This is a genomic window from Flavobacterium sp. FG68, from assembly GCF_057808895.1.
In genome coordinates, this window is sequence record NZ_JBMDIY010000028.1 from 42,067 (window position 1) to 54,761 (window position 12,695).

Sequence of the window (12,695 nt, forward strand, 5' to 3'; positions counted from 1 at the left end):
AAGCCCACAAGAGCCACAAGCGACGGAACGTTATGCGACACAATACCTAAAAAACAGATTCAATGAGTGACCAAAAAACAAATTTTCTATTTAAAGTTGCAAATAACGAACACTTAAAAGATAATCTTTTATCAATAATATTTGCTAAGAATCCAAATGTCGATATTTCAAAAAGAGAATTTTTTTTTGATAACGTCAAACGCTTCTATAATGATTATAAAATTGAAGACCGCATTTTTCATTTAGAATTAATTGATGATAATGAAGTTTCAGAAATTTCTAAGTGGGAAAATAAAGATTTTAGAATTTCAAAAATTACCATAAATAACTTAAGAGCATTTCCAAAATCAGAAATACCCTTTGGGATAAACTTTAAAGAAGATAATGATATTTCAAGTTACATTATTATCGGAAGTAATGGCGTTGGGAAATCCTCTCTTTTTAATGCTTTGGAATATAGCTATACAAAAAGGATTGGAGAAGCTGAATTGCGAACTAATAATGAATTAGAAGATGAAGATAGCTATTTTAAAAGCTATTTACAGCACTATAATAATCCATTTAATGAGTGTCAATTTAATATTTTGACAAAAGAAGGTGAAGATTTTTCACTGAACAAAGATAACATTCCTTTAAAAATCAGAAAATTACTCAATCCTAATAATCATTTTATAAGTGAGTTTGACATAACTACAAATTGTAAATTAAATTTCGAGAGTAGTAATATTGATTCTTTTAATCATTTAATAGCAAAAAATGTTGGTCTATCAGAATTAATTGAATTAGATAAAAATCTCTTTCATTTCATCAAATACAATAGATTAATAGAATCAAATAATGTCAAAAAAGCTAAAAACAACCTTGAAGATTCAAATAAAAAAATTAAATCTTATTCTGAGCAGTTAGTAAATAAGAATGAACTTCTAAACAAATCTAAAGAAGATTTATCTGAAGAACTAAGAATCTCATCACTCAAATCACTTTCATTAGTGAACGAACTAAAGACAAAAGATTATTCTATTAATTATCAATACGAAGATTTAAGAAAAAATATAATTAGATTTAATGAACAAAACCAATCTATGAAGAAATTAAGTTCAAAAATTGGTAATATTTCAGAAATTAATTTCTTAGAGACAGGATTAAAATTATTACAACAAAGTAAAGATTGCCCATTTTGCAAAAATTCAAAATTGTCAAAAACTGAGATTGAAAAAAGTACAGAAAGTATAATTAATGAATATCAATCATATAAGAAAATAAGTGCTGAATTAGAAGGTATATCAATAAATATTCTTGAATCTATAAATTTTATAAATAATACATTTTACAAACTAAGACACCAAGTTGAGCTTGAAATAAAGCAAGCTTCAGAAAATTTTATCTCTGAAGAATATGAAGAGGTAATTTTAAATATTAGAAACACATTAATAAATATAACATCTTCTGATTTAATTATTGATTTAGAAAAAAATAAAGAAAAAATAGAAAATTCAACTGCCAAAACAATTGAGTTCATTCAGTTTTTATTTGAAAAAGGCGAAAATTATATATATGAACGATTACCCTATTTTATAAAAACACTTAATATATTAAACGACAGAAGAAAAGATTCAATACAATATTTCGAAGATAAAGTAAATAGTAATAGAAATATTACTGATAGAATTTTACAAGAATCATTGCTACAAAATGAAATAAAAGAATTGGAAAATCAAATTAATAATTTGAACAATGGATTACAAAATTTTACAAACGAATATGAGATTGCTTTAAGAGAAAACAACTTTTACATCAATGTAAAAAGAGAAGCTACAGAATTATATAGGATAATTCATAAAGAAATCAATAATGAATTAACAGAAATATTTGAACCTTTAAAAGAAATCATTTTAGCTGTGTTAAATGATTATTTAAGGGAATCAAGAAATAATGAAGTAGAATTAATCTTAGAGAATGAACCGGATGAAATTGATAATGAAACCGGTGAAATTTTATCAAATAAAATTGTTGCATATATAAAAGAGGGAAAAGAAAATATCAGAATACCTGTTAACAAATATTTTAATACTTTCCATTATAAATTATTTTGCACAATGGTTGCAATTAGCATTGCAATTGCATCTAGAAAAAAAACGAAAATTAATCTACCTTTAATTTTAGATGATATTTTCTATTCAAGTGATTTCGAAAACAGAGCAACTATTGAGAAATTCATAAAAAAATTATTTAATCTTTTTAATCAATATACTCCTAATATGCCATTGCAATTAATTATGTTCACACATGATAATATGATATTTGACTCAGCGATTCACGCTGTAAATAATTCGGAAGAATATAAAATAAACTTTGCAAAATTGTTTCATCCAAAGGATGCTACAATTGCTAATGATTATAAAAATATTATTTCAAAAATACCATCGCAATTACCATTCAAAATTTTATCTAAAGTTTACGCATAATGTCAGAAGTAGTTCAAAACAAAAACAAATGGTACAAATGCCATTATAGAATAATCGGAGTTTCATTAATTGTTATTCTTTTATTACTTCTAATCGGTCATATCATAACATATAACCTCATTAATAACCACAAAGAAAAAAGCAAAGATGTAATATCTCAAATATTAATCAATGCATCAAAAGAAAAATCTTTGATTCCAGATTTAATTCTGATTGAGGCAAATGGTTCGGTACAAAATAAAAAAGAATTAAACGATTCTTTAAAAATTGCTATTGTAGATTATATATCAACTAAATACAGTCAGGAAAATAGTCAAAATAGTGTTTTTAATATTTCTCCTTACATATTAAACAATGAAATTAAAAGTGAAGAAAAAATAATTAAACATATAGAATTCTTGAATTCAACTGTTACTAAGGCAGTAGAAGATTCTAAAAATCAAATAGATACTGAGATATCAAAAATAAATACTTGGATTTCAATATGGATTGGTGTAATTGGATTTTTAGGTATTTTTTTTCCATTAATTATTAATATTAGAAGTTTAGATGAACTTAAAGAATTGAAAGAAATATTATCATCCTCTAAGGCGAAAGTTGATTCTATTAATGATACAATTACAGGTCACGAAACAACATTAATAACTTTAAATTCTAAAACCCAAAACATAGAAAACATTGTAAAAGCAATAAAACTTATATCTAAACTCAAAGACATTGATGATAAATTTATAATATATAACAAGGCTCCAAATAAATTTGTAGCAAAAACACTTGAAGAACTTAAAAAAGAATTAGATAGTATTAAATTTACAGAAAATGAACTAGTTATTAAAGATGTTTTACATCAACTGAGTTATAGATTATACACACTTTCGACATATTCTTTTGTGCAGAAAAATACAATGGACGAAATGCTTAGCATATCTGATTATATTATTTCTACACTTGATAAACTTTCCGAAACAGAATATAATGAAATACTAAAAAGAGTAATGTGCTTAACAGAAAAACTAGATCAAAATGGCGTCGCATAGCAACCGTTACACGAGATTTGGGCATTTGGCTGAATTTAAAGATGGTTTTGTACTTGGCAAATTTGTTCATAATGGAAAACTCGCATCTTTAATCCCAAACCTCTTGTAGTGCCAGAACGCCAGTTGGGATATGTGAACAAAAAATGGAGATAAGTTAAGTGATTATATTATTCGAGAAAAAAATACTCATCTATAAATTGAAGAGCCCTAACGGGACAACTCTCGAACCATTTTGAAGATGATTTAAAGAAGATTAATAACATTTTATAATATATTTTCAAGTGGGAAGTATATGTAAATCTACAATAAGACCGTCTTTAATCCAATATAAAAATGAAAGCATAGTAAATGAATTAGCAAAAGTTTTTTGGCTATTTTTATACTCAGTTAGATTGTAAATAGCAACATTATTTACTTTAATAGAACTATCTTAAACCGCTTCCAAATCAAAAAAATGTTCAATAATTTGATGAGTAGAATATTTATGAGGTCTTAATGTTATGCGGTTAGTTTTTTTGATCTCACTATCGTATAAAGCAAGTAAGCCATATTTTTAAATTAAAAGTTAATTATTAATTGTTATTTAAGTAATGCAATCAGTGAAACAATTAATGCGATGATCGAAAGAATAAGAGGTAACCATTTTGTTCTATATAGCCAATCATTTAATTTTGTTGAAGATTCTAAATTTTTGACTTCTGCTTCATATTTAAATTGTTCCTTTTTGTCTTCGTTTTCAAGCCATTTTATGTATTTATAATGACCTCCTAGTCGTTTTACCTCTTTGCCAAAATCTGAGAGTGTAATGTTTGATAATAAATTAATAATTTGTGTAATTTCAATATATCCCAAATTATACATTCCACTTCTAACTTTATCAGCCAAATATTTTTTATCTGGTAAATTTAAATCTTCTTCGATAATTGTTCCAATGTAAAAAACTGTATGTTCAGGACATTGGAGAATAACAAGGTCTATTAAATCTAATACTTCTTTATCATTTTCACTTAGAGCCATAATTTTTTTAATATTTATAAGCGTCTTGCTTCGTACTTTCGGATCTGCCAATCTAAAATCAAAAACATTTGCTATTGAGCAATTGCCCAAATCCGTTTTAAAAGTTATTTGTTGTTAGTATTCTCCACCTTGATCATCATCATCATCATCATCATCATCTTCGGCATCTAGAAAATCTGGCCAATCGGGAAATGGATCATCCACAACTATTGGAGTATTAATTGTAAACTCTGTTTTTAACTGAAGATTTAGATCATAAAATGAAATGTTATAGTGGTTGAGAATATTAAAAAAATCATTTGAGCTTAAAATGTTTCTACCTTTAAAGTCAAGCCAATTTTTTATATATGCTTCATAAGCAAAAATCCAATGTTCGTCAAAAAGAGATTGAGAAGTTACAGATTTTGCAAGTTCAGTTAATGTGGGCTTTTTGCCAAAGAATAGCTTAGAATCAATTAAATCTAAAGCAATTAACTTTGAGATTTCGTCATGCGATTTTAATACAGATGAAATTGTATCACTTTTGCATTTCATATTAAATGACTTATAAAACCAAAGCGACCACGATACTTCAAAAGAATGATTAAGACTTATATGTTCGTTTATAATTTTGTCTAATACCGATATAATTCTTTCCTTGGATTTAGGATTTACATAGATTTTATATGATAATATTATTTTGAATATCTGCTTGATATTACTTGGATCAATGAGTATAGTTTGTAAAAGGAATGATAGAAATATTTGCCAATTATCTTTTTTTATCTTTACATTTCCGTATTCAAAACGCGTCAATCCATAGTTTATAATCCAAGATGAATTTGCTTTATTACTATCAACAATAGAATACAGAATTGTAAAATAATTTCTAAGCTCGTATTTATCATTATTTTGAAACTTAAAATTAGATAATGTAATTGACCAATTTTCGATATATCGTAATGGAATTTCCTTGATGCCAACTTTATTTTCATTTGTTTCTAGTTGAAATTCATATAAAATTCGTTGAACAATTTTTAAAATGTTTTCAGCCTCTCCTTGTGTATCTACATAAAAAAAATAATCGTCATAATATCGAATACATTCGTGAGAAATTTTTTTAATTTTATTATGGATCTCGAAGTCAATCCTGCATCCTATTAATTCAGCTAGTAAAAATGAAGTATCCGGTCCAATAGGAATACCTATACTTTGTCTTTCATTACAATTCCGAACTAATGTATCAATAAAATCTGCAACCCTATATGTTTTAGCTTTTGAATCGGTAGCTAACAATGTAGCCCATTGAGCGGGCTTAGAATTTTTAATTTTGAAATACTTTTTCGCATCCACTTTTCCAAGTAAGCCCCAAGGTATTGAATGAGTATATATAGTCGGATAAAAATTTGAAATATCAATTTTAAGTTCCACTTTTCTATTAAATGATTTTTCAATAAGTTCAAATTTAAAGTTATTCCAAGATTTACTTTTTGTTCTTATGGAGCGCTTTGCTTTGTGTAAAACAGGTTTACTTTCAGAGTATGAACTTATTTTATATGTTTCATTAATAATTTTCCAATTATCAACGATGGCTTGTGCTAAATCAAGATATTGTTTAGGGTTTGGAATTTCAAGTTTTCTTCTAGAATAAACACCTTTAGAAATACTGTATTCAATCAATTTTGAACTTCCATATTTTTGAGTAAAATTTTCATTAAATCTATTTTTTGCATCTTTTGGGACTTCACCAGATTTTGGTAATTGCTCATCAGCTAATAATTTTTGCCATTTTGAAATTACAAATCTTGATTTTTCTCCGAAGGATTTTGTATGAAAAGGAGGTGGAAGTTCTTTTGGAAAATAACCATCTTGTAACAGTTTTTTTAATTTCATAGTGAGTTCTTATCTAAAGATGCATATCTACATTCTAGTGCATTTTTCTACCACATTTTAACAAATTAACTCAAAAAGAATATGATGTTATTGCGGAAAACCATAATATTTTAGTAATGAGTGTCTATAACAATGTATTGAATATAAAAGTAACTACCATTTTACAATGATAAAATAAAATCAAAGTTTATAATACTGTTCTCTAATGTAAAATATTTAAGGATTAGCTTTCGGGAAAAAATGATCAAACATTTTATATAATGTTCCTGCCAAGATTGCCTCAATTATACCCAATGGAATTTTACTTTCCAAATTGCATTCGCTATTAAAAAACATATAGAGGATGGTAACAAAAACGCCCAACGAGACTATTGTTACTATAAATTTCAGTATTATATTACTTAAAATAACATACGTATCGGCTTGTCTTTTAGATAAATTCATTTGGATATTAATTGATAGAACTCTATAATTTCTACTTCATATTTGTTAAAAATATAATGCTCTTTTTCTTTTGCTTCGCATATATAGCATTCAATTTGATCTGGCACATCTTCTGTTGTGTCGTAGATATTTATTATTCTTCTACAGTCATCATTTTTGCAATAGATGCCATATTTTCTTCGAAAATAATTTTGCCTAACAGCCATATCACACAGCTTTTTTGCAATATTATAAGGTAAATTGAAAAAGCTCCTGATATTTTCTACATATATTCTATCGGGATCAGTTCTTTCAATTATTTCTGCTTTTCTTTTAAAATATTTTTTAAACATGTTAATTTTTGCTTAAAATTAAATCAACGAGGCTAGGGATTGAATCTAATGTTTCGGGAAATTTTGTAAAAGACAATTTTCCTATACCAGGCTCTGTAGTAAAATGAGATATTATAACATCACTCCCAAGTATTTTAAGCACATTTTTTTGTAGTGGCTCGTTCACTAGTCGTTGGTATTCTTCTGGTGATTTAACCTTAAGAGTAAAATTTTCATCCATTGATTCAGTTGACGTCGATGAGGCTTTTTTAAATTGAACAAATGCAGCATCAACAAAATCTTCTTCCCATAATTGTTTAATGCCCCTATTGATATCTGTCTTTACAAGATTAGCAGTTAATGGCATTTTTGAAATAATATGAGTTAGAATATCATGATCAGACATGTCTTTTTTTATTAAAAAACTTCTAGTAGGGAATAAATTCGCAGTGTCTCTTTCTTGAATATTTATGCTAATTATTAATTTATTATTTATTATTCTAATTTGGACAGGCTTATAAAACAATACATCTATTAGGCCATTTGTTTCGGTGCTAAACACTTGGTATGTGGCTTTGAAAAATAAGTTTAATGTCTTGTTACTGTTGTTGACAATATTTTGATTGTAAAGTAACTCTTCGTCGCAAATCCAATCATTATTCATTGTGCCATTAATGTCGTAAACATAAATATGCTGTCTTAAAAAAGAAAAATTAGTAAAAATGAAGGTTTTTATAATTTCATGGCTGTTAGAGATTAATATTTCATCAATAACATTTTTTTGATTTAAACCTCTGATATCAAATACTTCCTTTAATACTTTAATAGGATATGATTTTAAAAGTCTTTTTAATAAGTTAGTTTCGCTATTCATAAATTTTTTTTTAAGACAAATTTGATATTGTTTTTAAGATAAATAGTTTAACTACATCTTTTGATATTTCTTTTAAATACAGATTGGATGTGCTAACGAAATTTGGAGACAAAGTTAAGGGTGTAATTTTACACCCTTAACTATTTTAAATGCCCTTATAAAGCCTCTTTTTCTTCTTTTGTTTAAACTGTTTTGAAACATACTCATCTGCTTTTTCACCACGAAGCAGAATTTCGACCAGATTTTCTTTTATAGACTCTCGTGATTTGAGGTCATGAAATTTCTCTGAACTAGTTGAAATAGAGTTTTGATGCTTTCTTTCGAGAGCAAGAATTTTCTTGGCACAGCTTTCCTGAATTCCTTTTGCACTGAATTCTTTCCCCAGACTGCTTCCGTTGAAAACGGATCTGGTTTTATGGTCAACGTAAGTTATTCCGTAAAGCTGTCCTTCATTGCTTTTTCTTAGTATCATATGAATGCTTTCTCTTTCCAATATCTTGGATAATTTTTCGGGAGAAAATATGTCTTCACGAAAGAAAGCCAGTTTTATGGCATTTTTTACATATTTTTTACAAGACTCTTTCTCTGCGTCATTAGTTTTAAATTTCTCTTCCAGAAATTTTAAAGTAGGTCTGCTGTAGAATTCGCTGGCTTTTATCGGCACGCCTATCGGTTTTAAATTTTGGTCAAGTATCTTGTAAAGCAATCCATTATTTTTAAAAACTCTAGATTCCTCGCTTCCTCTGTCTGCATGAACATTGTAGAGGTTTAAAACCGCGTTGAGTTCAGGCAGGCTTGAATATTTATAGTCAAACAATACCTGATTTAAAACTGAATTGATTGCCTTTCTGGACTCTGCTTTTCCGTATTGGACTCTGCCGACATCTATCGGATTTAATGAAAATTGTTCTTTCTGTTTTCTTCCTTCGGCTTTTACAAGCCCGAACATTTCTTCAATTTCTTTTCGGGCAGGTTCTGATTTTCTGATTCCCAGTAAATGCAGATCGATTCTTTTTCCGTCTCTCTGAATGTTGTTTGTCACTATATGGCAGTGCGGATGCCCTGCATCATGATGCTGGTATACTAGATAAGGCTGTCTGCCGAATCCCAGTTTTTCCATATAGGTGTCTGCAATTTCAGCCAGTTTTTCTTTCGAATGATTCTCCGATGGATCGAAGTTGAGCGAGATGTGCACTGTGTTTCGCTTCGCATTTGTATTGAGTTCTGCCAGTTTTAGGAAGCGGTTTAATTTTGAAGTGAAATTCAGTTTTTCCAATTTCAATGGATAATTCACAGCACTTATACATTCAGCCTTTCCGATCTCAACTTTATTTTCGTTGTAATTCAGAATACCTCTTATGGACGAGCTTGTTTTTATCACTGCAACCATTTTTCTGCGATTTTCTGGGTGTGGACAGAAACCTCCTCCATTTTATCAAAAAGCCTTTCTCTTTGGATTTCGAACAGATAAAGATGTCCTTTGAATTCGGGAACTGTTTTGAGCGTGTTTATCTTTTTGGCAATCTGATTGATATTATTGCCTATTGCCCTTAATTCGGAAGTAAGTAAAGCTGTCTCTTCCATCAGTTCGTCTAAAGACTGGTTTCTGTAAGTGGCTACAATTGGTTTGTTGAATAAGTGGCTTCTGATGTGGTCACTTAATTTTCGGCAGGTGCTTGCTCTGAATCTTTTTTCCAGTTCGGCATACTCCAATGGAGTGAATCGCAGTCCCACGATTCGTGTTCTGTTTGATTTTTCTCTTTTCATCATCTTTCATTTTCATTGTTATCAAACTCTTATCTTTTAAGTTTCTCCACCGCCGAGTTCCGAGGCAATGGGTGGCAAGATAGGCGGTTGTTAAACAACCGTTCATCTTGCTGATTGCAGGAACGTGGCAATCTTTGGAGATTTTTAAAAGCAGGCTTGTAATTTAAAGAAAATATTTGAATGTATCATGCGCAAAATATGGTCATGATAGCTGTAGGCTGTTACAATGGATAAATGCTTAAAAAAAGAAAAAGGGAAAAAAGAAAGCAGTCTTCAATTGGACAGTCAGACAGGTGAAGTGCTATAAGTCCCGAAGGGCATTTTTTGAGGGACGAAGAAAAATGTTATGTGCACTTCTCTGGCTGTGTCCAATACCTTGCTTTGCTTTTTTTCTTTAGAATTACTGTCATATATTAACCAACTTCGAGATTATAGCCCTTTAATTGATTGTATTTATTGAATCAAAAAATCAATATATTTGATAATAAGATAATTGGCGAATAGATGCCCGATTTTATGTTGTTACAACTTTTGTTTTTATAATAAGTACGATTCAATAGCAAATTAAAGAATACTAACATTTAACTATAATATTATGGCAATCACTAAAACTATTATTCAATGTCAAAATATTGCACCAATATTAAATCTATCAAAAGAAATTAGTTCAAACTCGCTGAAAATTGGTGTATTCGCAAATAATGGAAGTGGAAAAACCTTTATCAGCAGATTGTTTAGATTAACAGAGAAAGGCACGGAGCTTAGTTTCGAAGGTAAATGTTTGACGGATAGAATAGTTTCGCTTGGGAAGAATGATTGTAGTTTCTCTTTTAAAATAATAGATAGTACAGGCACTGTTAAAGAAAATTTTAAAATTGAAATAAGAAAAGGTCAGATTCCTTTAATTCCTAAAACCGAATACATATATCACACTTTTAATCAAGATTACGTTGAAGATAATATTAAAGCATTAAGTTATGATAAAAATAGCGAAATAGAGGGGTTTATTTTAGGGAAAGTGAATATTGATCTAAAGGAAGAAGAAGAAGAGCTTGAAAGAATAATAAAGGAAGGAAAAGTTTTAGCTACACAAATTGAAAAAGAAATTAATGATTATGTCAAAGCAAATATTAGTAATATTCAGGATATAAAGAGACTTAATGAATATAAAAATCTAGAATATCTAAATATTCTTGGAAACGTCGACAAAGAAAAGTATGATTTATCAGCCACTTTTGAAGACTTAATAGATAACTATAATAAAATTAAATCAGTTCCTGAGAATTTGGAAAATATCAAATTCATTGAAATTCCAAAAGTTGATTTCAGTATAATAGCGGAAATAAAAAATAATTGTAGTAAAGAATATAGCCTTAGTTCGTTAGCTGAAGACTTTAAAAACAAACTAAAAAATAAACAAGATTTTATTGAATTAGGAATGGAACTACTTAATGAAAATGAAAAATCAAAATGCCCATTCTGTGAACAGAAAATTCAAGACAAGTCATTGGAACTGATAGATCAATACACTAAATATTTAAATGATACTGAAGCAAAAACAATTAAGCAATTTAGAACTTATATTGAAATTTTAGAAAAATATATTGAAAACGTTAAATATGTAGAAAACCTAAATTCAAAAAGAGTTAATGAATTTAATATTTATAAAACTAAATATATACCGTCAAGCGTAAGTATTGAACTAGATCTGTTAGATACAAATAAAATAATAGATGCGTTATCAGAATTAATTTCGCTTAATCTTAAGAAGCTGGAAAGTATTGATAAAAAAATTGTAATTGAAGATCAACTGATTCAATCATTAGAAAATTATACAACTTCCTTAAAACACATGATTGAATTGAATAATAAAGAAATAGAGAATATTAATAATAAAAAGAATAAAATTGGAGAAGAGAGTAAAGCAGTAAGAAAGGATATCTGTAAAAGTGCCTATAATTATTTGCTTGATACTCATTCAGCAAATATTAAAACTGTTTTAAAACTACGTGAGGATTATAAAAAGCTTAGTGAAGATATAAAAAAGAAAAAAGAGCAACAAAAAGTTAGTAAGCGAGCTAAAGTTGCTTCAACAATTAAAACAGTATTAAATTATTTTTTTGCAGATAAGTACTCTCTTGATGAAGAATCTTTTAGACTCATATTTTATAAAAATACTTTGGAAAAGAATCAAGCCAGAGATATTTTAAGTGAGGGTGAAAAAAACATAGTAGCGTTTGCATATTATATTGGAGATACTCATTTAAAAGTTGAAACTGAAGATGACTACAAGAAAATATTTTTTATTATTGATGATCCTATTTCAAGCATGGACTTTTCGCATGTTTATACTTTATGTGGTGTAATTAGGGATATCAGTAAAATAATAGATAAACTTGAAAGAGAGAGACTTTTAATCTTTACACATAACAATGATTTTATGAGAGTACTTGCAACAAATAATATCGTTGACAAACGTTTACTGTTAAAAAATAGTGAACTAAAGGAGTTTAATAATAATCTAACAGTTCCATACATAATTCATCTTATTGATATTTATAAAATAGCTCGATTAAATGATTCGCCTACTCATACAACTGCTAATTCAATACGTCATATCATCGAAACATTAACAAAATTCGAAAAGATTGACATTTCGACAGACAGTATTGCTGAATATATAAGAGAGAATATTCCTGACGATAAAAAATCTTATACATTAATAAATGATTTATCGCACGGGGGATGGAGAACAGAGCAGGCACCAATTAATGATGATGAATATGCAGAAGTATGTGAAGCCTTAGTTAAACATATTGAATACAAATTCAAAGGGCAGGTTGAGCATTGTAAAAAAATATGTGTTTAAAACTTTTTGTTATAATTTGTAATATTATTTAAAATATTT

At 28.1% G+C, this 12,695-nt stretch carries 9 protein-coding genes; 3 read left to right on the forward strand and 6 right to left on the reverse strand.

Translation table 11 applies throughout. The features are described 5' to 3' along the window. The first annotated feature begins 62 nt into the window (after positions 1 to 62). Both ACODSB_RS17195 and ACODSB_RS17200 read left to right on the forward strand, forming a co-directional pair. Positions 63 to 2,465, forward strand: coding sequence for a hypothetical protein (locus ACODSB_RS17195; RefSeq protein ID WP_488937945.1), 2,403 nt, complete (start codon positions 63 to 65; stop codon positions 2,463 to 2,465). Continuing rightward, positions 2,465 to 3,502: a hypothetical protein gene (locus ACODSB_RS17200; RefSeq protein ID WP_488937946.1), complete on the forward strand. Its 1,038-nt coding sequence runs from the start codon at positions 2,465 to 2,467 to the stop codon at positions 3,500 to 3,502. The genes ACODSB_RS17195 and ACODSB_RS17200 overlap by 1 nt, the downstream gene beginning before the upstream one ends. A gap of 579 nt (positions 3,503 to 4,081) precedes the next feature. On the opposite strand, the gene ACODSB_RS17205 is transcribed toward ACODSB_RS17200, so the two are convergent. The 6 genes from ACODSB_RS17205 to ACODSB_RS17230 all read right to left on the reverse strand — a co-directional run bounded on the left by ACODSB_RS17205 (position 4,082) and on the right by ACODSB_RS17230 (position 9,790). Further along, the gene (locus ACODSB_RS17205; protein WP_488937947.1) at positions 4,082 to 4,519 is read right to left on the reverse strand and encodes a hypothetical protein; all 438 of its coding nucleotides are present in this window, start codon (positions 4,517 to 4,519) and stop codon (positions 4,082 to 4,084) included. 114 nt (positions 4,520 to 4,633) lie between these two features. After that, on the reverse strand, positions 4,634 to 6,391 hold the full coding sequence (locus tag ACODSB_RS17210; protein ID WP_488937948.1) for an RNA-directed DNA polymerase: 1,758 nt from the start codon (positions 6,389 to 6,391) through the stop codon (positions 4,634 to 4,636). Positions 6,392 to 6,831: 440 nt separating this feature from the next. Then, positions 6,832 to 7,167, reverse strand: a complete 336-nt coding sequence (locus ACODSB_RS17215) for a hypothetical protein (RefSeq protein ID WP_488937949.1) — start codon at positions 7,165 to 7,167, stop codon at positions 6,832 to 6,834. A gap of 1 nt (position 7,168) precedes the next feature. Then, a complete protein-coding gene (locus tag ACODSB_RS17220) occupies positions 7,169 to 8,020 on the reverse strand; it encodes a hypothetical protein (protein ID WP_488937950.1) in 852 nt (283 codons plus the stop codon). 145 nt (positions 8,021 to 8,165) lie between these two features. Then, positions 8,166 to 9,410, reverse strand: a complete 1,245-nt coding sequence (locus tag ACODSB_RS17225) for a relaxase/mobilization nuclease domain-containing protein (protein ID WP_488937951.1) — start codon at positions 9,408 to 9,410, stop codon at positions 8,166 to 8,168. Next, positions 9,398 to 9,790, reverse strand: a complete 393-nt coding sequence (locus ACODSB_RS17230; RefSeq protein WP_488937952.1) for a plasmid mobilization protein — start codon at positions 9,788 to 9,790, stop codon at positions 9,398 to 9,400. Before ACODSB_RS17230 ends, ACODSB_RS17225 begins: the two co-directional genes overlap by 13 nt. 592 nt (positions 9,791 to 10,382) lie before the next feature. Between ACODSB_RS17230 and ACODSB_RS17235 the strand changes: the two genes are divergently transcribed. Next, entirely contained in the window at positions 10,383 to 12,656 is a 2,274-nt protein-coding gene (locus tag ACODSB_RS17235) for an AAA family ATPase (protein WP_488937953.1), read from the forward strand. The last annotated feature ends 39 nt before the right edge of the window (positions 12,657 to 12,695 follow it).

Bases quoted from the DNA above. Each gene is read 5' to 3' on its own strand.
- ACODSB_RS17220 (WP_488937950.1), bottom strand. From the start codon at position 8,020: ATGAATAGCGAAACTAACTTATTAAAAAGACTTTTAAAATCATATCCT.
- ACODSB_RS17210 (WP_488937948.1), bottom strand. From the start codon at position 6,391: ATGAAATTAAAAAAACTGTTACAAGATGGTTATTTTCCAAAAGAACTT.
- ACODSB_RS17235 (WP_488937953.1), top strand. From the start codon at position 10,383: ATGGCAATCACTAAAACTATTATTCAATGTCAAAATATTGCACCAATA.
- ACODSB_RS17205 (WP_488937947.1), bottom strand. From the start codon at position 4,519: ATGGCTCTAAGTGAAAATGATAAAGAAGTATTAGATTTAATAGACCTT.
- ACODSB_RS17195 (WP_488937945.1), top strand. From the start codon at position 63: ATGAGTGACCAAAAAACAAATTTTCTATTTAAAGTTGCAAATAACGAA.
- ACODSB_RS17215 (WP_488937949.1), bottom strand. From the start codon at position 7,167: ATGTTTAAAAAATATTTTAAAAGAAAAGCAGAAATAATTGAAAGAACT.
- ACODSB_RS17230 (WP_488937952.1), bottom strand. From the start codon at position 9,790: ATGATGAAAAGAGAAAAATCAAACAGAACACGAATCGTGGGACTGCGA.
- ACODSB_RS17200 (WP_488937946.1), top strand. From the start codon at position 2,465: ATGTCAGAAGTAGTTCAAAACAAAAACAAATGGTACAAATGCCATTAT.
- ACODSB_RS17225 (WP_488937951.1), bottom strand. From the start codon at position 9,410: ATGGTTGCAGTGATAAAAACAAGCTCGTCCATAAGAGGTATTCTGAAT.